The organism is Mycobacterium sp. 852002-53434_SCH5985345 (assembly GCF_001667155.1).
Taxonomy (GTDB): domain Bacteria; phylum Actinomycetota; class Actinomycetes; order Mycobacteriales; family Mycobacteriaceae; genus Mycobacterium.
The window spans coordinates 102,950-125,693 of sequence record NZ_LZIE01000061.1 but is presented as its reverse complement, the minus strand read 5'-3'; the positions used below and the strand labels follow the sequence as shown (position 1 = coordinate 125,693).

General features: G+C 68.4%; 21 protein-coding genes. 13 read left to right on the top strand and 8 right to left on the bottom strand.

Features of this window, described 5'->3' with window-relative positions:
• Window positions 1-7: 7 nt before the first annotated feature.
• Window positions 8-1,231: an MFS transporter gene (locus A5756_RS15000; protein WP_232001913.1), complete on the bottom strand. Its 1,224-nt coding sequence runs from the start codon at window positions 1,229-1,231 to the stop codon at window positions 8-10.
• 197 nt (window positions 1,232-1,428) lie between these two features.
• Here A5756_RS15000 and A5756_RS14995 point away from each other — a divergent pair, with 197 nt between their 5' ends.
• The gene (locus tag A5756_RS14995; RefSeq protein ID WP_066953571.1) at window positions 1,429-1,713 is read left to right on the top strand and encodes a hypothetical protein; all 285 of its coding nucleotides are present in this window, start codon (window positions 1,429-1,431) and stop codon (window positions 1,711-1,713) included.
• Between the two features lie 159 nt (window positions 1,714-1,872).
• On the opposite strand, the gene A5756_RS14990 is transcribed toward A5756_RS14995, so the two are convergent.
• From A5756_RS14990 to A5756_RS14975, 4 genes are read right to left on the bottom strand one after another with little or no spacing between them, the layout of a single operon-like run.
• Window positions 1,873-2,826, bottom strand: coding sequence for an FAD-binding oxidoreductase (locus tag A5756_RS14990; RefSeq protein WP_066953570.1), 954 nt, complete (start codon window positions 2,824-2,826; stop codon window positions 1,873-1,875).
• A 21-nt stretch (window positions 2,827-2,847) separates the two neighbouring features.
• Complete coding sequence (locus A5756_RS14985; RefSeq protein ID WP_066953568.1) at window positions 2,848-4,065, bottom strand: GNAT family N-acetyltransferase; 1,218 nt, start codon at window positions 4,063-4,065, stop codon at window positions 2,848-2,850.
• A gap of 50 nt (window positions 4,066-4,115) precedes the next feature.
• Complete coding sequence (locus tag A5756_RS14980) at window positions 4,116-5,327, bottom strand: acyl-CoA dehydrogenase family protein (protein WP_066953566.1); 1,212 nt, start codon at window positions 5,325-5,327, stop codon at window positions 4,116-4,118.
• A 27-nt stretch (window positions 5,328-5,354) separates the two neighbouring features.
• Window positions 5,355-5,957 (bottom strand): TetR/AcrR family transcriptional regulator, encoded by a 603-nt coding sequence (locus A5756_RS14975; RefSeq protein WP_066953564.1) that lies wholly within the window; start codon window positions 5,955-5,957, stop codon window positions 5,355-5,357.
• 231 nt (window positions 5,958-6,188) lie between these two features.
• On the opposite strand from A5756_RS14975, the gene A5756_RS14970 reads away from it, so the two are divergent.
• The 11 genes from A5756_RS14970 to eccA all read left to right on the top strand — a co-directional run bounded on the left by A5756_RS14970 (window position 6,189) and on the right by eccA (window position 18,882).
• Window positions 6,189-7,517: a sensor histidine kinase KdpD gene (locus A5756_RS14970; protein ID WP_066953562.1), complete on the top strand. Its 1,329-nt coding sequence runs from the start codon at window positions 6,189-6,191 to the stop codon at window positions 7,515-7,517.
• A 369-nt stretch (window positions 7,518-7,886) separates the two neighbouring features.
• Window positions 7,887-8,192 carry a PE domain-containing protein gene (locus A5756_RS14965; protein ID WP_066953560.1) on the top strand — a complete coding sequence of 102 codons (306 nt, stop codon included), beginning with the start codon at window positions 7,887-7,889 and terminating at the stop codon, window positions 8,190-8,192.
• A 30-nt stretch (window positions 8,193-8,222) separates the two neighbouring features.
• Window positions 8,223-9,410, top strand: coding sequence for a PPE family protein (locus A5756_RS14960; RefSeq protein ID WP_066953558.1), 1,188 nt, complete (start codon window positions 8,223-8,225; stop codon window positions 9,408-9,410).
• A 111-nt stretch (window positions 9,411-9,521) separates the two neighbouring features.
• Window positions 9,522-9,845, top strand: a complete 324-nt coding sequence (locus A5756_RS14955) for a WXG100 family type VII secretion target (protein ID WP_066953556.1) — start codon at window positions 9,522-9,524, stop codon at window positions 9,843-9,845.
• A 53-nt stretch (window positions 9,846-9,898) separates the two neighbouring features.
• Window positions 9,899-10,189 (top strand): WXG100 family type VII secretion target, encoded by a 291-nt coding sequence (locus A5756_RS14950; RefSeq protein WP_066953553.1) that lies wholly within the window; start codon window positions 9,899-9,901, stop codon window positions 10,187-10,189.
• Between the two features lie 111 nt (window positions 10,190-10,300).
• Window positions 10,301-11,131, top strand: a complete 831-nt coding sequence (locus tag A5756_RS14945) for an ESX secretion-associated protein EspG (protein ID WP_066953552.1) — start codon at window positions 10,301-10,303, stop codon at window positions 11,129-11,131.
• Window positions 11,132-11,262: 131 nt separating this feature from the next.
• A complete protein-coding gene (locus A5756_RS14940) occupies window positions 11,263-12,288 on the top strand; it encodes a MinD/ParA family protein (protein ID WP_156659540.1) in 1,026 nt (341 codons plus the stop codon).
• Window positions 12,285-13,814, top strand: coding sequence for a type VII secretion integral membrane protein EccD (eccD, locus tag A5756_RS14935; protein ID WP_082960039.1), 1,530 nt, complete (start codon window positions 12,285-12,287; stop codon window positions 13,812-13,814). Before A5756_RS14940 ends, eccD begins: the two co-directional genes overlap by 4 nt.
• Window positions 13,799-15,460 carry a type VII secretion-associated serine protease mycosin gene (gene mycP, locus A5756_RS14930; protein WP_066953550.1) on the top strand — a complete coding sequence of 554 codons (1,662 nt, stop codon included), beginning with the start codon at window positions 13,799-13,801 and terminating at the stop codon, window positions 15,458-15,460. The genes eccD and mycP overlap by 16 nt, the downstream gene beginning before the upstream one ends.
• A complete protein-coding gene (gene eccE, locus A5756_RS14925; protein WP_066953548.1) occupies window positions 15,457-17,016 on the top strand; it encodes a type VII secretion protein EccE in 1,560 nt (519 codons plus the stop codon). The genes mycP and eccE overlap by 4 nt, the downstream gene beginning before the upstream one ends.
• 27 nt (window positions 17,017-17,043) lie before the next feature.
• Complete coding sequence (eccA, locus tag A5756_RS14920) at window positions 17,044-18,882, top strand: type VII secretion AAA-ATPase EccA (protein WP_066953546.1); 1,839 nt, start codon at window positions 17,044-17,046, stop codon at window positions 18,880-18,882.
• Window positions 18,883-18,909: 27 nt separating this feature from the next.
• On the opposite strand, the gene A5756_RS14915 is transcribed toward eccA, so the two are convergent.
• Together A5756_RS14915 and A5756_RS14910 are read right to left on the bottom strand one after the other, a co-directional pair.
• Window positions 18,910-19,350 (bottom strand): nitroreductase family deazaflavin-dependent oxidoreductase, encoded by a 441-nt coding sequence (locus A5756_RS14915; RefSeq protein ID WP_066953541.1) that lies wholly within the window; start codon window positions 19,348-19,350, stop codon window positions 18,910-18,912.
• A gap of 14 nt (window positions 19,351-19,364) precedes the next feature.
• A complete protein-coding gene (locus A5756_RS14910) occupies window positions 19,365-20,207 on the bottom strand; it encodes an NAD(P)H-binding protein (protein WP_066953538.1) in 843 nt (280 codons plus the stop codon).
• A gap of 113 nt (window positions 20,208-20,320) precedes the next feature.
• Between A5756_RS14910 and sigI the strand changes: the two genes are divergently transcribed.
• Window positions 20,321-21,199: an RNA polymerase sigma factor SigI gene (sigI, locus tag A5756_RS14905; protein ID WP_066953536.1), complete on the top strand. Its 879-nt coding sequence runs from the start codon at window positions 20,321-20,323 to the stop codon at window positions 21,197-21,199.
• Here sigI and A5756_RS14900 read toward each other — a convergent pair.
• Window positions 21,196-22,416 carry a MinD/ParA family protein gene (locus A5756_RS14900; protein ID WP_197505780.1) on the bottom strand — a complete coding sequence of 407 codons (1,221 nt, stop codon included), beginning with the start codon at window positions 22,414-22,416 and terminating at the stop codon, window positions 21,196-21,198. The two genes, sigI and A5756_RS14900, sit on opposite strands and share 4 nt — an antisense overlap.
• Between the last annotated feature and the right edge of the window lie 328 nt (window positions 22,417-22,744).

Genomic DNA, 22,744 nt, shown 5'->3' with positions numbered 1-22,744 from the left:
GCGGCGGTCAGCCCTGGCGGTGGGCGTCTCGGCGGAGTCGAACCGCGCGACTCACGGCCGTCAGCAACGCCAGCACCGCCATCACGGCGAGGATGGCCGTCGAAACCGCCGGCTCGACCGTCGTCAAGATCAGCGGCAGGCCGAAACCGATGTACGTCACCACGTAGAACGCGCCAACGAGCGCACCGCGCAAGCGTTTCGGCGCCGCCGCCTCCAGGTCGATCAAGCCCTCGCGCAGACACAGACCGGACGCGCTGCCCAGCACCAGGAACAGCGGCAGACCCAACGCCGGCGACATGGCCGGCGGGGCGAGCGCGGTGACCGCGTAGCCGAGCGCGGCGAGCACCGCGCCGGCGGTGCCGGCCTGCGGCCCCCACCGGCGCGCGCGGGCGAGCACTTGGATGAGCCCGCTGACCCCGTTGACCAGCAGCGTGGCGATGCCGGCAGCCATCGGAGCCGCGAGCCCGGTGTGCACGCGGCCGGGGATGGTGATGAATCCGAGTGTCGCCGAGGCGAACACCCACGGCGCCAGCGGCATCGCCCAACTCATCGCCCGCGCCGCACCCTGCCCGGCGGTGCTCGACGGCTCCCAAACCTGTGTGGTCTCCGGCCCCGTGGCCCCCGCGCGCCCCGCCACAACGACCGCGACGGCCATCGCGGCCAGTCCGATGGCGGCCGCGATCCCGAACGACAGCCGGATGCCGACTGGACCCGCGCGCGCGATCAACGCTCCCGCGAATGGGCCGATCGCGAAGCCCGCCATCAAGACCGCGCCTGCGGCGGCCGCACCGGCGGGACCTCTCAGGTCCGAGGCCCACGCGGTGCAGGAACTCATGGCCAGCCCGACCCCGAGCCCGACGACCAGGCGTCCTAGCAGCAGAACGTCGTACTGCTGCGAACACAACATGGCCACGGTTCCTGCCACAGCGGTCGCCGACCCCGCCAGTGCCACCGACCGACGGCCGAACGCATCCGAGGCGCGCCCGCCGGCGAGCAGACCGGGCAGCAATCCCAGCGCATAGATCCCGAAGATCGCATCGAGCGTGGCCGAGCTGAGGTGCTGCCGAACGCTGAGCAAGGGCATCAACGCGACGAAGTGGTTGGCCACCCAGCCGATGGACAGCAACAACACCAGGACGCCGGCGAACGCGCCGCGGGCCGCATCCGGGCTGTCACCCTTGTCCAGCGCGGCCAAAGTCGACGTTGGAGTTGACCCTTTGGACGCGGGCACCGGGCGTTCCTCCCCTCTGGTCTCGGCGCGGCGGGAACCGACGAACCCTAAACGACGACTTGGACGTGGCAGTTATTCCCATTCGCCGGCGAGATGCACGCGGCGCAAACGGCTGGGTCATCGGGGCAATCGCACGGCGGGGTTTCAAATCGGTCGATTTGGTGTACTGATACCACTACTCGGCTCCAGGAGGGCAAATGATGAAGCAAATCGCGGCTGCCACGTTCGCGATCGCCGCCGTGCTGCTGTCCAGCGCGTGTTCGGCCTCACAGGTCATCAACACCGGCGGCGACACCAAGTGCAAGGACTTCACCTCGCAGGACGAGAAGAAGCAGAACGACGAGGTCAGCAAGATGCTGAAGGACAAAAACGGCACGGACCCCGCCAATGCTGAGATCTCGGCCACCCGACTGTCGGCTCTGACCTATTGCCAGACGTTGGGCAAGCCGGACACCAAGATTTCCGAGGCGCCCCACGGCTGACCGTCACTGCGACGGGTTCAGTCGCAGCTTCGGAACGCGCGCCGTGCCGAGAGCGATGTAAAAGCGAATGATGCTGCAGCGCAACTAGATTTGCCGACGAAAGTTTTCCCAACGCTGGCGACAAGGTGGCGTTGGCCGCTGACCCGTGAGTGGTAGACATCAATCCGACACTGTCTGAAGCGAATTGGGCAGCTCGTCCTCCAGGACAGCCTGCGCGAGCAGTTCACCCAGCAGCGGACCGAACTTCATCAGGTTGCTGCCGACGAACGCGGTGACGCGGCCGCGGCGCGCCACGGTCCAGCCGTCACCGCCCGAGTCGAGCCACGGCGCGCGGACCGTCACGCAGTCCACGCGGCTCACCGGCGAAAGCGACGGGAACAGCGCGCGTACCGTCACAGGGTCCGGCACCTCCTGCCCGAACGCCCACCGGCCCGTCGTGCCGAGCGGCAACCCGTAACCCTCGGGCGCCGACAGGCACGCCGCGCCGGTCGCGTCGGCGCCCTCGTAGGAGAACCGAGTGTGCGGGGCGAACTGGACGCCGAGCGGGCCGAAGAGTTCCGGCGTCCGCACCCCGGCACAGATCAGCACGCGCGCGCCCCGCAGCACCGTCCCGTCCGCGAGTGTCGTCTCACCGTCGTCGGCGACGGACGCGACGTCACCACGCCGGATCTCGACGCGCCGCGCCAACGCGGACAGTGCGCTGCCGGCGCGCAGGCTGCCGCCGAGCGGATCGAGCACACCGCCCTCCCACGGAGGTGACGCGAACGGGATCCGCGTGGCGATTTCCGCAGCGTCCACCCAGCGAAACTCCGCGCCCGCCGCCGTCATCGCCGCGGCGGTTTCGTCGCAGGCGCCGGCGGCGATGAACCCCTCCGAGCCCAGCAGCCGGCCCACGCCGAGTTCGGCTTCCCAGCGCTGCCAACCGGTGCGAGCCCGCAAGGCGAGGCGGCACAGCGCCGGGCGCCGGTGCGCGATCCGGAAGATGCGGCCCGGTCCCGTGGACTGCTCGCCGAACGGCTGGCCGCGCTCCAGCACGATCGCGGGCTCACCGTGCCGCGCCAGCTCGTAGGCGGCGGCCAGCCCGCACACCCCCGCGCCGACGATGATGATCACGCGACCGGCATACTCACGCGGTTAGAAAAAGAACCCGGCGTGGGGCGCGTCCGGCACCGCGAACAACCGATCCGCCACCGCAATTGCCGACGGGTCGTCGGCCCGGACCAACCCGGCGATCGCGAGGTCGCGCCAGGTCGTGCCGCCGAGCAGGGCACCGGCCAGCCCCTCGACGTCGACCGCCAGTTGTGCCCGCCGATCGGTCGGTTCGGCACCGCCGCCGGTGACGGTGAAGCGACGCGAATTGTCCGGCACCATAGCGTCTTTCACCGCGATGGTGACGGCACCGTCGCCGCTGTAGTGGCGTGCCGCCAGCGCCCGCGGCACGTCGATGACCCGCAGCCACGTCTCGTCGTGCACCGCGGTGACCCGCGCCGCCCGCCGATCGGCCAGCAGCCAGGGCAGCGGGTCGTCGAGGGGCAGCATCCAAAACACCACGCGGTCAATGAGATCCAGGCCGAGCAGGAATCGCAGCAGTCCGAGGTAGGCCTCGGCAGTGGGCGCGAAGAAGTCCTCCACGGCGATGGTGCGCTGGTCGCTGACGAACCACCGCTCGGTGTCGACGGGACGGTAGCGGGCGAACCCCGATTCGGCTCCAGGAGCACCGTGCACCGCGACGTACGAAGGCTGCGGCGACGACTCGGTGCGCAGCCGCAGGCTCTGCCACCACACGTCCGGGCGGTCGATGGTGCCCGGACGTGACGGGCGATGCTCGGCATAGATGCGGGGCAACAGCTCCCATGCTTGCGTGGCGTCGATCAACCGCACAGGACCGCCGGGCCCGACGTCGCGCCGCAGCGCCGCCCGGGCGGTGTGCACCTCGACGGTCTGCGACGAACTGGCGACGCCGTATCCGTACCGGCCGTAGATCGTCGCCTCCGAGGCCCGCAGCGACGCGACCACTTCACCGCGGGCCGCGATGTCCCGCAACTGATGACGGATCAGCTCCGTGGCGATGCCCTGCCGGGTGAACGCCGGCAGCACCCCGATATGCGTGACGGCGGCGTGCCCGACCAGCGCACCGCCGGGCAGCGTCATCCGGCTCGTCACCGCGTCCGCGGTGCCGACCAGGTGACCGCCGGCGAACGCGCCGACGGTGCGGCCGGGTTCGAGCAACGCGGCGATGCGGCCGGGCGGCAGGTCTGGCAGCGGCGGGAAGCCGATCATGGCGACGCGAAAGACGTTGGCGGCCGCCAGGAGCTCGTCCTCGCTGTCGAGGACCCGGATCTCGGTGGTCATCCGGCCATCATGTCGCGTGCGCGCCGCGGCGTGGACCGCGGGCTGCGGCGCTAACGAATCTGCAAGCCGGTCAACGCCCGCGAGATCACCAGACGCTGGATCTCGCTGGTGCCCTCGAAGATGGTGAAGATCTTGGCGTCGCGGTGCATCCGCTCCACGGGATAGTCACGCGTGTAGCCGTTGCCGCCCAGGATTTGGATCGCCTCGTCGGTGACGTAGACGGCCGTCTCGCTCGCCACGAGTTTGGCCATCGACCCCTCCGCCGCGTCGAAGGATTGGTTGTTGCGCGCCATCCACCCGGCCCGCCACACCAGCAGCCGGGCGGCGTCGATGCGGCTCTTCATGTCGGCCAGCTTGAACGCCACGGCCTGGAATTCGCCGATCTTGCGGCCGAATTGTTCACGCTGGCAGGCATAGTCGAGGGCGTACTCGTAGGCGGCCCGGGCAACGCCGACCGCCATCGCGCCGACCGTGGGCCGGGTGCGCTCGAAGGTCTTCATCGCCGCCTGGCTCCGAGCAGAGGTGCCCGACTTGACGCGCGCGATCCGCGCCTCGAACTTCTCCCGCCCACCGAGGATGTGGTCTTCGGGAAGTCGCACGTTGTCCAGCACCACCTCGGCGGTGTGGGACGCCCGAATCCCGTGCTTTTTGAACTTCTGGCCCTGCGCCAGCCCGTCGATGCCCGCGGGGACGACGAAGGTGGCCTGGCCGCGGGTGCCGAGCTCGGGGTAGACCGATGCCACCACGATGTGCACGTTGGCGATGCCGCCGTTGGTCGCCCACGTCTTGGTGCCGTTGAGGACCCACTCCCCGCTGGCCTCGTCGTAGCGGGCCCGGGTGCGGATGGCGCCGACGTCGGAACCCGCGTCGGGCTCGGACGAACAGAACGCGCCCAGCTTCGGCTCGTCGGCCGTACCGAACATCTCGGGCAGCCAGCGGCCCAGCTGTTCGGGAGTTCCGTTTCCCGCCAAGGCCGCCGCGGCCAGGCCGGTGCCCATGATGGACAGCGCGATGCCGGCGTCGCCCCAGAACATCTCCTCGAACGCGGTGAGCATGCCCAGGCCGGTCGGCTCGGCCGCCTGCTGCGCGAAGAAGTCGGGGGAGTACAGGCCCACCTTCGCGGCCTCCTGGATCACCGGCCACGGGGTTTCCTCCCGTTCGTCCCATTCCGAGGCGGCGGGACGGATGACGTCGGCGGCGAACTTGTGCACCCAGTCGCGCACCTCGATCACGTCGTCGGTCAGTTGCAATGAGAAAGTCACGGCTTCACTCCTGGATTGTCTTTGTTCTCAACGGTTTCCGTATTGGGCGAGGACGCTGACGGTCTGGCTGACCCACGCCTCGAAGTAGCGCTCCTCGTCGATGTTGCCCGGCAGGCGGCCGGTCAGCGCCTGCAGCGTTGCGGCGTAGGACAACGACCCGATGGCGACGGCGGCGGCCGCCTGCGGATCGGGGATCCGGGTGCGGCCGGACCGGTTCGACGCGGCCAGTTCGTCGGCGAAGCGTTGATAGGCGTTGTCGGTGATGACCTGCCAGGTCTTCTCGTCGAGATCGCCGAGCTCGTCTGGTTCGCGCAGCATGACCTTGAGCAGGTCCTCGCTTTCTTTGAGGTTGCTCCAGATCAGCTGGCCCGCTGTGCGCACCGCCTGCTCGACGCCGCCGGGCTGCCCGGCGTCGTACTGCTCCCGCGCCGCCACGATGCTGTCGATCCGGTGCGCGACGGCGGCCTCGAGCAACTCCCGCTTGGAGCCGAAGTGCTTGTACAGCGCGCCCGACCCCGGCGCCAGCCCCGATGCCCGCTGGATGTCGGCCACCGACGTCGCCGCGTAGCCCTTGTCGGCGAAGAGCTTCAGCGCCGCGGCCAGCAGCCGATCGCGTCCGGAGGCGAGCATGGTGAGAGAGTACTCACTCACTCCCGCCCAGGCAAAATGGCGCCAGTCGCAGGCGCGGGAACCGGCTCGATGATTGGCGTTAGATTCTCTGCGAAACGCCACGAGGCCTGAGCGCGGCGAATCGATATCGGTGTGAAGGTTGTGGTCAGGTGGTCGATACCGCCGCCCGGCCCGCGCCGCGAGCTGCATTGAGGAGCTGACATTCGCGTGTTACCGCACGTAGATCTGCCGATGCGGGTGTTGTCGCTGCGCACCATCGTCGTCGTCGCGGCACTGTCGGTGATCACCCTTGTGGTGCTGCTGGGCACCTGGGTGTGGGTCGGTGTCACCAACGATCAGTACAGCCAGCTCGACCGTCGGCTCGACTCGGTCAGCAGCCTGGGCGACATCAACTCGCTGCTCAACAACGTGCAGCACGGCAGCCCCGATCAGCCCATGCCGGACGGAAACCTGGTGCGCACCGCGCGCATCGGAGACGAGACCGTATCGGCGCCCAGCAATATCGTGCTGCCCAAGCTGCCAAACGGATACGCGAACACGACGATCGACGGGGTGCAATACCGCGTCCGCACCTTCTCCGCGGGGCCCGCCTCGATCGCGCTGGCCGCACCGTTGGCCGAAGCCCAGCACCGGATCAACGAGCTGCACCTGCGAGTGCTGTTGATCTGCGCCAGCGTCATCGGCGGCACGGTGGTCGTCGGCTGGGTGATCTCGTTGATCATGGTGAATCCGTTCCTGCTGCTGGCCCAGCAGGCCCGCGCCATCAACGCCCAGTCCAGCCCGGACGAGGTCCAGGTGCGCGGGGTGCGTGAGGCCGTGGAGATCGCCGAAGCCGTCGAGGGGATGCTCGCGCGCATCGGCAAGGAGCAACAACGCACCAAGGCCGCGCTCGAGTCGGCCCGTGACTTCGCGGCGGTCGCCTCGCATGAGTTGCGCACCCCGTTGACGGCCATGCGCACCAACCTGGAGGTGCTGTCCACCCTGGACCTGCCGCGTGAGCAGCGTCAGGAGGTCATCGGCGACGTCATCCGGACCCAGAGCCGCATCGAGGGCACCCTGACGGCGCTGGAACGGCTCGCGCAGGGCGAGCTCACCACCGTCGACGATTTCGTCCCGTTCGACATCACCGAACTTTTGGACCGGGCCGCGCACGACGCGCTGCGCATCTACCCCGAGGTGGAGGTGTCGCTGGTGCCCTCGCCGACCGTACTGATGGTGGGGTTGCCCACGGGGCTGCGGCTGGTGATCGACAACGCCATCGCGAACGCCGTCAAGCACGGCAACGCCGGCAAGATCCAGCTCACCGTGAGCAGCTCCAGCGAGGGCGTGGAGATAGCGATCGACGACGACGGCACCGGCGTGCCGGAATCGGAGCGGGCCACGGTGTTCGAGCGTTTCGCCCGCGGCTCGACGGCGTCGCGTTCGGGATCCGGTCTGGGTCTGGCGCTGGTCGCCCAGCAGGCCGAACTGCACGGGGGCACGGCGGCGTTGCAGACCAGCCCGCTCGGGGGGACCCGGCTGCTGCTGAACCTGGCCGGCGACGGGCGCGGTCCCGCATAGCTTGCGTCGCCCTTTCTGACCCGGGAAATCAGACGGAAACAGTTGGCCGATTTTCCGTTAAGCCGGCAACAATATCCACCGCGGTGCTCTCTTCTTGGGCCGCCTTTTAGGCGGGTGCCTTTACTGCGACGCATTCGCATGACCCACTCGCGCTGAAGCTTTGGGCGTTGACTTCGTGACCACTGTGTCTGCAGTGGCATACGAGGTTGTTTGACGGATGACTTATAAGGGGAATACCGCCGGTCAGGACAAACGCGAAATTTCCGGCCGACGGCCGGCGGGAAAGCAAGTGAATACACGAACGGTCGAACCGCACTAGACTGATGCGCCAAGCCCGTCTTTTAGACGCTGAGCAATCGGAGGGAAATCATGGTGCTGCAGGTGCAATCGGAGGCAGTGCTGGCGTCGTCATCCGCGGAGGCGGCCATCAGCGCGGAAACTCAGGCGGCGGCTTCGGCTGCTGCGCCGGTGCTTTTGGGAGTGCTGCCGATGGGCGCAGACCCCGACTCGGCGATGTTCGCGGCGGCGCTGAACGCGTGCGGCGGAAGCTACCTGGGAGTGGTTTCCGAACACGCCGCCCAGCGCGGCCTGTTCTCCGGTGCGCAGAGCCTTGCGTCGGGAACGTACGTCGTCACCGAGCTCATGCGTAGTTTGGCGTTGGCCATCGGCGCCTGAGACCAGCGACGCACAAAGGGGGAAGTACGCATGGCCGATCCGGGGTGGGCCGCGCGTACGCCTGAGGACAACGATGTGTTGCTCAAGGCGGGCGCCGGCGTCATCACCCATCTGGCCAACCAGGCCGCTTGGACCGCACTCGCGGCCACCCACCACGGCTCGAGCATCGCCTCGACGATCAACACCGTGGCCACGTCGGCGAGCTGGGTCGGTACCGGCTCCCTGGCCTCCGCAGCCAATGCCACCGCGCTGAACGCGTCGTTGCACGGGCTTGCCGGGTGGGTGGACGTCAAGCCGGCGGTGGTTTCCACCGCGGTCTCGGCGTATCAGATGGCGTACGGCTCGATGCGCCCAGCGCCCGAATGCATCGAGAACCGCACCGAATGCGCCACCGACTACGGCATCAACCCCCTCGTCCTCGGGGCCTTGACGCCCCGCATCACGTCGCTGGAGCTCGAATACTTCGGATCGATGTGGCCGAACAACTCCGCCGTCGGCGCCAGCTACGGAACGATCCTCACCGCGTTGACCCAAAGCCTCGCCATTCCGCCGCCGCTGGCAACCATGGGCGCATCGCCGGCGGCGCCGGCGGAGGCGGCTTCGGCGGTGGGTCAGTCCGCCGCCCAGGTCGCGGCCGGCGACGGCATGCGCTCCGCATTTCAGGGCGCGCAGACGGGCACACAGGGGGCCGGCCAGGCGGCGTCGGGCGGACAGGACTTCATGAGCCAGGCAGGTTCCTTCATGGAGCCGGTGCAATCGATGATGGGCGCGGTCCCGCAGGCGATGCAGGCTCCCATGCAGATGATGCAGGCGCCGATGCAGATGATGTCGCCGCTGCAATCGATGATGGGCATGTTCGCCAATCCCGGCGCCATGGCCGGGGCGACACCCGGAGTTTCGGCGGTCTCGGCGACCGAGGTGTCGGCCGTCGGCGCATCGGGCGGCGGCGGGGCCGCATCCCTGGGCAGTGGGGGCATGCCCGCGACCAGCTTCACCCGTCCCGTCAGCGCGTTCGAGCCCGTCAGCAGTGGCCGGCCGGTGGGGCTGCGGCCGAGCGGGGCGTTGGGGGCCGAGGCCATCCGTCCGCAGACCACCACGGTCGGCGGCGGCACACCGATGGGCGGCATGCCGGTGGGGCATGGGGCGGGAGGAGAGCGCGGATCCCGAGACAAATCCGAACAGCCCGCGACGGTGCGGGTTGTCGACACCAGAGTGTGAAGCCGGCCCGGCCAAGGGTGAATCGACAGTTCCAAATAGCCCTCATACACTTCGTTTCATGCCCCAGGTAATTCCCCGGGGGAGGGCAGCAGTAGTTAGGAGAAACCGCAAGTGGACAGTTCAACAATCCAAGTATCGTCGCAGGTGCTACGCGACGCTTCCAACCATATTCAGGCGAACATGGAGCACGCGATCGCAATCGCTCAGGGCTACATCGCGAATCACGAAAACGTGATGAACCCGTCGACCTGGTCCGGTGAAGCGGTCACCGCGTCACACGCGACGGCCATCGAAATTCAGAACGACCTGAACAAGGTCCTGTCGGGCGGAACCCGCCTGGCCGAGGGTCTCAAGCAGGCGGCGGCCTTGATGGAACACCACGAGGCGGATTCCACGCACGCCTTCAGCGCGCTATTCGGCGGCCACGGCTCCTAACCGGCCCACTCACTCTTAATTTCACTAATGGTCTTTTGAAAGGAAGCTCGCAAATGTCCAACCCGATCACTTATAACCCGGGCGCCGTAGCCGATTTCGCCTCCGACATCGGCTCCCGCGCCGGCCAGCTGCAGGGAATCTATGACGACACCTCGAACCGGACCAACCAGCTGACAGAATTCTTCGCCGGTCATGGTGCGAAGCAATTCTTCGAGGCGCAAGCGCAGATGCTGTCCGGGCTGCAGGGGTTGATCGACACCGTGAGCCAGCACGGGACGACGACCTCGCACGTGCTGGACAACGCGCTCGCGACCGACCAGAACATCGGCAACTTGTTCGGCTGAGATCGGTTCACCGCCACGATTGAAGGCGGGGCAGATGCGTGAGCGACGCATGTGCCCCCCTTCGGTGTCTGGGCCGCCGGTTGATGGGCGCTGCTTGGAAAGCGAAGTGACATGCTGACTACGACGCTCGATGGCCTGTGGGTGTTGCAGGCGGTGGCCGGGGTGGAGCAGACCTGCCCCGAACTGGGGTTGCGGCCGTTGCTGCCGAGGCTCGACACCCCCGAGCGGGCGCTGAGCCACCCGATCGCGGCCGAGTTGAGGACTGCCGGCGCCCTTGACGAGGCCGACAATGTCGACCCGATGATCCGCGAATGGCTCACCGTGCTGTTGCGGCGGGACTTGGCGTTGATGGTCAACATCGACGTGCCCGGACGCGAACCGACGCGGGTGTCTATCTGCCGCTTTGCCAGCTGGTGGGTGGTGCTGGAACGCCACGGCGAGCTGATCCGCATGTACCCGGCCGGTACCGCCAGCGACGAGGGTGGGGCCAGCGAGCTCGTGGTCGGGCAGGTAGAGCGGTTGTGCGGTGTGGCGGAGGCGGCGCCGTTGCGGCCGGTCACCCTGGACACCGAACAATTGCTCTCGTCGGTGCGCGATTCGGCCAGTCTGCGGACCTTTCTGCTCGCCCAGCGCCTCGACGCCGATCAATTGCAGCTCGTGCTCGCGGCCGCCGACCCGGCGCGCTCGGCGCGTGCGTCCATCGTCGCGCTGCAGGCCGGTGTCGGGCCGGACGAATTGGCGCGCGTGGCGGTCGGCGATTCGTCGGTGTCCATCGTCGACACCCCGTCGGGCCGCGTCTGCATCGAGTGCGTCATCTCGGGGCAGCGGCGCTACCAGATCGTCTCGCCCGGTTCGCGCAGCGACATCAGTGGCGCCGTGCAGCGGCTCATCCGCCGCTTGCCCGCCGGCGACGAGTGGTACTCGTATCGGCGGGTGGTCTGAGGAGGAGGACGATTTCTCAACTGACGCAAGATAAGTCAGTTAACCAATGCCGTGGAATAGCAACCCCTTACGCTCTTGAAGGGTTTCTTGATCGGTAAACGCGGTATCGCCGAGCGTGTTAGCATCGCGACGTGACAAGCCCTTGGAATGACCCGAATATGTCGGACGAAGGGGCGCTCAGACGGGGGGATCCGTCAGGGGGCCGCAACTTCCCGGATTCGGTGTCGGACACCATGCGCATTACCGATCTGGCCGCGCCTCGAAAGATTCCTCCGGGCTCGGGTTGGCGGAAATTCGTCTACGTCATCTCTTTTAAGAAAATAAACCCGGGTGAATCGCCCAGTGAGCGGCACTACCGGGACTTGCAGAACCGCATCCGGCGCCACATCCGGCGCCAGTACGTCATCACGGTGGTGTCCGGTAAGGGCGGGGTCGGCGTTTCGACGATGGTCGCCTGCATCGGTGGGGTGTTCCGAGAATGCCGCCCGCAGAACGTGATTGCGATTGACGCGGTCCCGGGCTTCGGCACGCTGGCCGACCGCATCGATGAGTCGCCGCCCGGCGACTACACCGCCATCATCAACGACACCGACGTCCAGGGCTACGCGGACATCCGTGAACACTTGGGGCAGAACCCGATCGGACTCGACGTGCTGGCCGGAAATCGCACGTCGGACCAGCCCCGGCCGCTGGTGCCGGCGATGTTCTCGGGGGTCTTGTCGCGGCTGCGGCGAACCCACACGGTGATGATCGTCGACACCTCGCCTGATCTGGAACACGAGGTGATGAAGCCGGTTTTGGAGAACACCGACACGCTCGTGTTCGTCTCCGGGATAACCGCGGACCGGTCCCGGCCGGTGCTGCGGGCCGTGGACTATCTGCGCTCGCAGGGCTACCACGAGCTGGTCTCGCGCAGCACCGTGATCATCAACCACACCGATCAGATCGCCGACAAGGATGCGCTGGCGTACTTGACCGAGCGCTTCAGCAAGGTCGGCGCGACCGTCGAAGAGATGCCGTTCGATCCGCACCTGGCCAAAGGCGGGCTCATCGACACGGTTCATGAATTAAAGAAAAAGACGCGGTTGCGGCTTTTTGAAATCACCGCCGGCCTGGCCGACAAATACATTCCGGATGCGGAGCGGACGGCGCCGTGACATCAGCGCATAAGGTCGCTTTCCCGGCGCGCTGTGCGGTCAATATTTCCTACGAGAAGCATCTCTGCTCCCAAGTGTTCCCGGCCGGAATTCCGGTGGAGGGATTCTTCGAGGGAATGGTCGAGCTCTTCGACGCGGACCTGAAGCGCAAGGGTTTCGACGGCATTACGCTGCCGGCGGGCAGCTACGAACTGCACAAGATCAACGGTGTCCGGCTGGACATCAACAAGAGCCTGGACGAGCTGGGCGTGCAGGACGGGGACACCCTGGTGCTGGTGCCCCGAGTGGCCGGCGAATCCTTTGAACCGCAGTACGAGTCGTTGTCGACCGGCTTGGCGGCCATGGGCAAGTGGCTGGGCCGCGACGGCGGTGACCGGATGTTCGCCCCGGTAACGCCGCTGACGGCCGCGCACACCGCGGTCGCGATCATCGCGATGGCGGTCGGGGTGGTGGTGGCGCTGACGTTGCGGGCCCGCACATTCACCGACAACCCCGTCCCGGCCGCGGTGTCCGGCGCCGTCGGGGCCTTGCTGGTGGTCGGGGCCGCCGTCGTCTGGTGGGGCTGGCGGGAGCGGCGCGACCTGTTCAGCGGATTCGGTTGGCTGGCCGTGGTGTTGCTGGCCGTCGCGGGCGCATGCGCGCCCCCGGGCACGCTGGGGGCGGCGCACGGGGTGATCGGCCTCGTGATCGTGATCCTGGGTGCCATCGCCATCGGCGTGATGACACGCAAGCGGTGGCAGACCGCGGCCGTCACCGCGGTGGTGACGGTGAGCGGAATCCTCGCCGCCGTCGCCGTCGTCCGGATGTTCCGGCCGGCCTCGGCGCAGGTACTGGCCGTCTGCGTGCTGGTCGGATTGCTGATCTTGGTCAGGATGACCCCCCTGATTGCGCTGTGGGTGGCTCGGGTGCGGCCGCCTCACTTCGGATCGATCACCGGACGCGACCTGTTCGCGCGCCGCGAGGGCATGCCCGTCGACACGGTCTCCCCGGTCAGCGAGGACGAATCCGAGGACGAGGACAACGAATTGACCGACATCACCGCGCGCGGCGCAGCGATCGCCGCCTCGGCGCGGCTGGTCAACGCGGTGCAGGTCGGTGTGTGTGTCGGGGTGTCGATCGTCCTGCCCGCCGCCGTATGGGGGGTGCTGACGCCGGGGCGTCCCTGGGCGTGGTTGGCGCTGGTGGTCGCGGGACTGGTGGTGGGCATCTTCATCACCCAGGGCCGCGGATTCGCTGCCAAGTACCAGGCCGTCGCGCTCGCCTGCGGGGCCGCGGCCGCGGTATGCGCCGGAGTGGTCAAATACGCCATTTACGAACCGAAAGACGTTGTGAGCGGCCTGCTTTGGCCCGCGGTGGCCATCGCCGCCTTCGCGGCGTGCGGTCTGGCCGCGGCACTTCTTGTGCCGACGGTGCGGTTCAGGCCCTTCATCCGGTTGACCGTGGAATGGGTGGAAGTGTTGGCGTTCATCGTCCTGCTGCCCGCGGCGGCGGCCCTGGGAGGGCTGTTCACGTGGATTCGCCACTAAAGAGGGTCGCGGCGGTGACTGCCGCCGTGGCCCTCGTCGCGCTATCCGCGAATGTTCCCGCCGCGCAGGCTATTACGCCCCCGCAGGTGGATCCCGGACTGGTGCCCCCGGACGGGCCGCCCAAGCCAGACCAACCGATGCGGCGCGCCAACAGCTGCTCGACGCCCATCACTGTGCGCAATCCCGATGTGGGGCAGCTGGCGCCGGGCTTCAACCTGCTCAACATCAGCAAGGCCTGGCAATACAGCACCGGCAACGGTGTACCGGTGGCGGTCATCGACACCGGCATTTCGCCCAACCCGCGGCTGCCGGCCGTGCCCGGTGGTGACTACATCATGGGTGAGGACGGCCTGTCGGATTGCGACGCGCACGGCACCATCGTGGGCTCGATCATCGCCGCTGCGCCGCAAGGGACTCTGCCCATGCCGCGGCCCATGCCGTCGACACCGGCGTTCCCTCCGCCGGCCGGACCCCCACCGGCCAACGGCGCCCCACCGCCGCCGGTCGAGGTCCCGCCGCCGGTCGCGCCACCGCCGCCTCCCCCACCGGTGACCATCACCCAGGTGATTCCGCCGCCGCCACCCCCGCCGCCTCCGCCGCCCGAGGGAGGCGGCGCCACCGCCAGCTCCAACGGCCCGGCGGATCCGCAGACCGAGGACGAACCCGCGGTGCCCCCGCCCCCACCGGGAGCGCCCGATGGGGTGGTGGGCGTGGCCCCGCACGCGACCATCATCTCAATTCGCCAGTCCTCCAGGGCTTTTGAGCCGGTCAACCCCGGGCCGGGGGACCCCAACTCCGACGAGAAGGTCAAAGCCGGCACGCTCAACACGGTGGCGCGTGCGGTGGTGCACGCGGCCAACATGGGCGCGAAAATCATCAACATTTCCGTCACCGCCTGCCTGCCGGCGGCGGCCCCCGCCGACCAGCGGGCGTTGGGCGCCGCGCTGTGGTACGCCGCCACCGTCAAGGACGCGGTGGTGGTGGCCGCGGCCGGAAACGACGGGGAAGCCGGCTGCAACAACAACCCGATGTACGACCCGCTGGAACCGTCGGATCCGCGTGACTGGCATCAGGTCAAGGTTGTCTCGTCGCCGTCGTGGTTTTCCGACTACGTCCTGTCGGTCGGTGCGGTCGATGCCACCGGCGCCGCGCTCGACAAGAGCATGTCGGGCCCATGGGTGAGTGTGGCCGCGCCGGGCACCCACATCATGGGTCTCTCGCCCCAGGGTGGTGGGCCGGTGAACGCGTACCCGCCGTCGAGGCCCGGCGAGAAGAACATGCCGTTCTGGGGCACCAGCTTCTCGGCCGCCTACGTCAGCGGCGTCGCGGCGCTGGTCCGGGCGAAGTTCCCCGACCTGAGCGCCCATCAGGTGATCAACAGGATCGTGCAGTCGGCGCACAATCCGCCTGCGGGAGTGGACAACAAGGTCGGGTACGGGTTGGTCGACCCCGTTGCGGCACTGACGTTCAACATCCCGCCGGGTGACCGGATGCCGCCGGGCGCGCAGAGCCGCATCATCAGGCCGGCACCGCCGCCCCCACCGGCGGACCACCGGGCGCGCAACATCGCCATCGGGTTCATCGGTGCGGTGGCCGCCGGTGTGCTCGTGGCCGCGATCGCGGCGCGGCTGAGGAGGGCGCGGTGAGCTCCACCCTGACCGGGTTCAGCCGGGGTAGCAATCGGCGGGTCCTCGGGGTGTGGGTGGTGTTCTTACTCGCGGCGGCGAGTTGGGCGGTGGGCGGCTACGTCGGTGCGGCGATCGCCGTGGCGGTCGGGGTCGCGGCGGTGTTCGTCCGCTGGTGGGGTCAGCCGGCGTGGTCATGGCTGGTGCTGTGGCGGCGGGGCCGGCGCCCGATCCGCTGGAACGCCCCGATCACGGTGGCCAACAACCGATCCGGCGGTGGGGTCCGCGTGCAAGACGATGTCGCGGTGGTGGCGGTGCAGCTGCTCGGCCGGGCGCACCAAGCGACCCTGGTGACGGGTTCGGTGACCGTCGATACCGACAACGTCATCGATGTCGTCGAACTGGTGCCGATGATGCACCAGGCGCTGGGCCTACAGCTCGACTCGATCAGCGTCGTCTCACTCGGGTCCCGGCACGGCAATATCGGGGACTACCCGCGGGTGTATGACTCGGAGATCGGGACCCCGCCGTATGCGGGCCGCCGGGAAACCTGGTTGATCATGCGGCTGTCCATCATCGACAACACCCAAGCGCTCCGCTGGCGCACCACCGTTGGCGCCGCGGCCATTTCGGCGGCGCAGCGCATCGCGGGCCTGCTGCGTTGCCAGGGGCTGCGGGCGAAGGTGGCCACCGCCACCGATCTGGCCGAGCTCGATCGGCGGCTGGGGTGCGACGCCGTCGAGGGGGAGACGCAGAGGTGGAAGGCCATCCGCGGTGAGGCGGGCTGGATGACGACCTACGCGTATCCGGCCGACGCGATCGACTCGCGCGTGCTGTCGCAGGCGTGGACACTGCGCGCCGACGAGGTCATCCAGAACGTGACCGTGTATCCCGATGCGACCTGCACCGCGACGATCACCGTCCGCACGCCGACGCCGGCCCCCACCCCGCCGAGTGTGATCTTGCGCCGGCTCAACGGGGAACAGGCCGCGGCCGCCGCGGCCAACATGTGCGGCCCGCGGCCCTACCTGCGGGCACTGCGGCCCAGCCCGCTGCCCGAGCAACTGCTCACCGAGATCGGCCCTTCGGGCGTGCTGGTCGGAAAACTGAGCAACGGAGACCGCCTGCTGATCCCCGTCACCGATGCCGGCGAGCTGTCAAGGGTTTTCGTTGCCGCCGACGATCCGGTCGCCAAGCGGATCGTGATCCGCACCGCCGGCACGGGCGAGCGGGTGTGCGTGCATACCCGCGACATGACACGCTGGGCCAGCGTGCGGATGCCGGAGATCGGCGTCGTCAGCACGGCGCGGCCCGCGCCGCGCACCACCGTCAGCGTCGTGGAGCACGCCGCGCCGATCTCACCCACCCCGCGCCCCGCGACCGTGATCACCATCGCCCCGTCCGGCACGAGGCTGCCCGAGGGACACCGGCACAACTTCGAGGTGATCATCGAGCAGGTTGGCCCAGCGACGGTGCGGGTCAGCGCGGCGGGGAAGGATTGGCTGGTCGAGATGGACATGTTCCGCGCCGAGAACCGCTACGTGAGTCTCGACCCGGTCACCATGTCGGTCATGTAGAACATCGAGGATTCTAAGGCACACGCGATGGGTGATTTGCAAACTGCCCGTAGGCATTTCGACCGGGCCATGGCGGTCATGAGCAGGCAGGGCCGGGCGGCGGCGCTGCCGGAGTTCGTCGCGGCCACCGACGCCGATTCGTCGATGGCCGACGCGTGGCTGGGCCGCATCGCCTGTGGCGACAACGATCTCGCCTCGCTGAAGAGGCTCTACGCCACCAGCGAATGGCTGCACCGTGAAACGACCCGCATCGGGCAGAGGCTCGCCGCGGAGATCCAGCTGGGGCCCTACATCGGAATCACGGTGACCGACGCATCGCAAGTGGGGTTGGCGTTGTCGTCTGCGCTGACCATCGCCGGCGAATACGCCGAGGCCGACAGGCTGCTGTCCAATCGCGACCTGCTCGATTCGTGGGCCAACTATCAGTGGCACCAGCTGGCCCGGGCGTTCTTGATGTACACGACGCAGCGCTGGCCGGACGTATTGTTGGCCGCCGCCGACGAACTTCCCCCTCAGGCGATCATCATGTCGGCCGTGACGGCGTCGATTTGCGCGCTGGCGGCTCACGCCGCGGCGCACCTGGGGCAGGGGCGGGTCGCGCTTGACTGGCTCGACCGCGTGGACGTGATCGGGCAGACCAACGCGTCGGGCCGCTTCGACGCCGACGTGTTGACCGCATCGATCGGGCCGGCCGATATCCCGCTGCTGGTCGCCGATTTGGCGTATGTGCGCGGGATGGTGCACCGCCAACTGCGTGAGGAGGACAAGGCCCAGGTCTGGCTGTCGAAGGCCACCATCAACGGCGTCCTGACCGAGGCCGCGAAGGCCGCGTTGGCCGACCCGAACCTGCACCTGGTCGTGACCGACGAGGAAACGATCGCCAGCCGCACCGATCGGTGGGACGTGTCGACGGCCAAGAGCCGTGACGAGCTGGACGACGACGCCACCTCGGAGCGGCGCGCCGAGTTGCTCGCCGAGGGCCGGGCACTGCTGGCCAAGCAGGTCGGACTGGCCGCGGTCAAGCAGGCCGTGTCGGCGCTCGAAGATCAGCTCGAAGTGCGGATGATGCGCCTCGAGCATGGCCTGCCGGTGGAGGGACAGACCAACCACATGCTGCTGGTTGGCCCGCCCGGCACCGGGAAGACGACCACCGCCGAAGCGCTCGGCAAGATCTACGCCGGCATGGGCATCGTGCGCAACCCCGAAATCCGGGAGGTCCGTCGGTCGGACTTCTGCGGCCACTACATCGGGGAGTCGGGACCCAAGACCAACGCGTTGATCGAAAAGTCGCTTGGCCAAATCATTTTCATGGACGAGTTCTATACCTTGGTCGAGCGGCACCAGGACGGCACACCCGACATGATCGGCATGGAGGCCGTCAATCAGCTCCTGGTGGCGCTGGAAACCCACCGCTTCGACTTCTGTTTCATCGGCGCCGGTTACGAGGATCAGGTGGACGAGTTCCTCACCGTGAACCCGGGGTTGGCCGGCCGCTTCAACCGCAAGCTGCGGTTCGAATCGTATTCGCCGGCCGAGATCGTCGAGATCGGACACCGCTACGCGGCGCCGCGCGCCAGCAAGCTCGACGACGCCGCGCGGGAGGCATTCCTGGATGCGGCCACGACCATCCGCAACTACACCACGCCGGGCGGGCGGCACGGCATCGATGCCATGCAGAACGGCCGGTTCGCCCGCAACGTCATCGAACGTGCCGAGGGGTTTCGGGATACTCGCGTGGTCGCGCAAAAGCGTGCGGGCCAAACGGTGACGGTCGAGGATCTGCAGATCATCACCGCGCCCGACATCGAGGCCGCGGTGCGCAGCGTGTGCTCAGACAACCGCGACATGGCGGCCATCGTCTGGTAGGCCTCGGCCAGGGATCCGCGATTGCCCTTACGTCGGTTCGAAGCGGAAGACGGCGAGTCGCCCCGCCAGCGCTTCGAATTCGTCGGCCGTCCCATCGCGCACCATCCCCGACCGTTTCGCGAACGCCACACCGACGGGCACCTGGGCGGGGAACGCCCGCAGCACCGGCCGCGCTTCTCGGGCGGAGAGTTCGACGATCCGGACCTGCCGTGACCGCCGTCCCCGGCTGAGCGTGCCGGTGCCTGCCGCCCGGGCGTTGGCCGCCCAGTCGGCGCCGGGATAACCCGCCACGACATAGAGGTCACCCCGAAACTTGAATGGTGTCATCGGGGTGCTGCGAGGCCGGCCCGACTTGCGGCCGGGGACCGTCAGCACCATCGCGGGACCGGTGGGGATCCCGAGGCGTTGGACCGCCATCATCACCCTGTTCATCGGCTTGAGGTAGCGCGGCGGACGCGGTTCGGACATGTGCGGCTCCTTTGCTAACTCGCACGGGCGAAAACGTCGCGATGCCCGGCGACCCACTGGCCGAAGGGGAGCGCCGGCCGGCCGAGGATCTTCTCCACGTCATGGGTGACCAGCGCGGGTGCATCGAGTGTCGCGGCCAGCATGGCGATGTAGGCATCCGCGAAGTCGGCGGTGAAGCCCAACGCGAGGAATCGTTGGCGCACCGCGGTATTCGGGATTTCGCGGTACTGCAGCGGCCGATCCAACACGGCGCCGATGGCCTCGACCAGCTCCGAGTTGGTGAAAGCCTGCGGACCGGTCAGCGGGATCCGCTGCCCGACAAGCTCATCGGTGAGCAACGCCCGCGCTGCCACCTCCGCAATGTCGGTCTCGACGATGGGTGCCGTCGAAGCCGCGGCGTACGGCCCAAAAACCACGTCGCCCGCGCGGATCTGCGGTGACCACATGCCGGCGAAGTTCGTCGCGAATACCGTCGGCCGCAGGCTCACCCAGGCCAGGCCGGAGTCGACGGCGAGCTGTTCGACCTCCTTGTTGCGGTCCCCGCGGAAGCGGGACGGCTGCCGGGAGAAGTCGTCGTCGGCGTTGATCGCCGAGAGCGCAACCAGCTTCCTCACCCCGGCGCGCACGCACTCGGTTACCACCCGCTGCAGGTCCTCACCCAGCGCCCGGGAATTGAGGAACACCGCCGACGCGCCGGGCAGCGCCGCGGTCGCCGACCCGACCGGTTCGACGCCGGACGGAAACCCGGCCGTCTCCGGCGCACGGGTCACCGCGCGCACCGGCGCCCCCGCGGCGGCAAGGGCGGCGACGAGAGGGCGTCCGACGTTGCCGGTCGCTCCGGTTATCACAATGGTCATGGGAAGGCCCCTTTCTCGGAATTTTCTGCGGTGTTCCAAGGACGGGGCGAAAGGTGGGAAAGTTACACGTGGAAAACCTGTAACTTTTTGTCGCAGCGGATCGTCGAAGAGTCATGAACCAGTCGCAGCCAGCGGGCGACCAGGTCGCCGAGGCCTGGCGTCGTCACCGACCGTATCTTGTCAACCTCGCCTACCAAATGCTCGGCGACGTCGGTGACGCCGAAGACGTTGCGCAGGAGGCATTTTTGCGGCTCTCGCGGGCCGACGTCGGCGAGATCGATGACGTCCGAGGTTGGCTGACGGTGGTGGCGAGCCGGCTCTGCCTCGACCAGGTCCGCTCGGCACGCGCCCGCTACGAACGACCGGGCGAGGTCCAGGAGCGGCCGGCGCCGCACCGCTCCGACCCTGCCGACCGGGTCACCCTCGACGACGAGATCCGCGCCGCGTTGCTCGAAGTGCTGCGCAGGCTCAGTCCCGGGGAACGGGTCGCCTTCGTGCTGCACGACGTGTTCGGCGTCCCGTTCGAATCGATCTCCGAAACCGTGGGCCGCCCGGTGGGCACCTGCCGTCAACTGGCGCGGAGAGCGCGGGCGAAATTCGTTGCCGCGCAACCCAAAATCAACGAGGTGGGGACGGCCGAGCACCAGCTGGTCACCGAGAAGTTCATCACCGCATGCGCCAACGGCGACGTTGCGGCGTTGGCCGCCGTGCTGGACCCGACGGTGTGGGGCGTGGGCACGATCCTCGCCGACCCGCCCCCGCCGCAGCAGATCAACCACGGGCCGGACGCGGTGGCCACCAACCTGCTGCGCTACCTGTGGCCGGACGTGACGTTGGTCAGCGGCCCCGTCGGGCAACCGGTGCTGTTGGCATTCACCGATCGCCGGCTGTTCGCCGTCATTGTCCTGACGATCCGCGGGTCCCGCGTGGCCAAGATCGAGGCGATCGCGGACCCGGCCGCGCGGATGGGAAATCCGGCCGAACGAGGCTAGCCCGGCTGGTCGTCGTGACGGGCCACGAAATAGCCCGCGATCGTCGCCGTGACCTCGAGGAATTTCCGCCGCGTCGCCGACGCCATTTCGCGGCTCACATCGATGACACCGCCCGGCCGCAGGTGGGGGTCGAAGGGCACTTCGATCACCGGCCGGCCGTGATCGATGAACTCGCGGGCCAGCAACGCCCGGGTGCGCTTGTCGGCGTGGCCATCTGAATCGTTGAGCACGACGACGCTGTTCCGCAGCAGTGTGTCGAAGCCCTGATCTGCCAGCCACTCCATGGTCCTGGCGGCGGCATTCGCCCCGTCCGCCCACGGCGAGGAAACCACGATCAGCGCGTCCAAATCGCGCAGCACCTCCTGGGTGACCGGCGCGTCCATCGTGGAACCGCAGTCGATGACCGAGATCGCGAAATGACGGTCGAGGCGTAACGCGGCCTCCCGGTAGATCGCGGGGTCGAGCACCCGGCGCGGCCCGGCCGCCGGTTCACCACCGAGCACGTGCAGGCCGGCGGAGTTGCGCCCCACCCGGGCGACCACATCGCTGAAAGACTCCAGGTTCTTGTCGGCGGTGAGTTCCCAGAACGATCCGGACGACCGCGGGTCGATCCGGCTGCTGAGTCGGCCGAAGGCGGTGTCGGCGTCGATCGCCACGACGTGGTCCTGCCTTCGGAGTTCGGCGAACAGCGAGCCCACACTGGCGGCCACCGACGTTTTTCCGACGCCACCCTTGCCCAGGATGCCCACCTTGTAGTTGCCGAGCAGGCGGGCCCGGATCGCCGCCTCGAATTGGGCGTCCTGCTGTTGCGCGGATGACGGACCCAGCTTGACCAGACCAAAAGTGATGAGCCGGAGGATGCGTCGCCAACCGCGGTCGGGTGTTGCGCCGACGGGGCTGGTGGACCGCGCCGGCGTTGCGGTGATCGGCGGTACCGCAGCGGCGGGTGCGGGGGCCTCCTGTGGAGCCGGCCTCGCGGGCGGCCGCGGGAAAGCGGGCGCGGCGACGGCGGGCTGTTGGGACGGAGCGGGCGGACGCTGCGGAGGCGCCGGCGGGCGCGCCGGGGTCCCCGACGGTGGCCGCGGTGTGAGGCGCTGGCCGACAGGAGGCTGCGGCGCAGGCGGCACACTCCCGGGCGGGGGGCCGGGCGGGCGCGCCGCCGCCGTACCGGGCGGCGGCTGCAGACGGTCCCGCAGGAATTCGTCGCGCTCGTTCATGGGCTCCTCGGGTGCCGGGCGATCGGTCGGCGCTGGTGGGGTGCGTCCTGGGCTAGTGATAAGCGCCACGGCTCACCGCCGGCGCCGGATGCGGACCAGTACCCGTCCAGTATCTCCGCCGTGCCGCCCATCGCTACCGTGCAAACTTAGCAGCGCTCGCTTTGGCCTGCCCGCGGTGGCTTTGGCCGCCCGCTGAGCACGACCATGCGAGCCGATGCGGGGGCGGTCGGCACGCGCCAGTGCGGCGTCAGCAAACATCTACCGGCAGCAGATTCGGCGCACCGGACGGCGCTGCTGTGACGAAGGCTGCAACGCCAAAACAGCACGT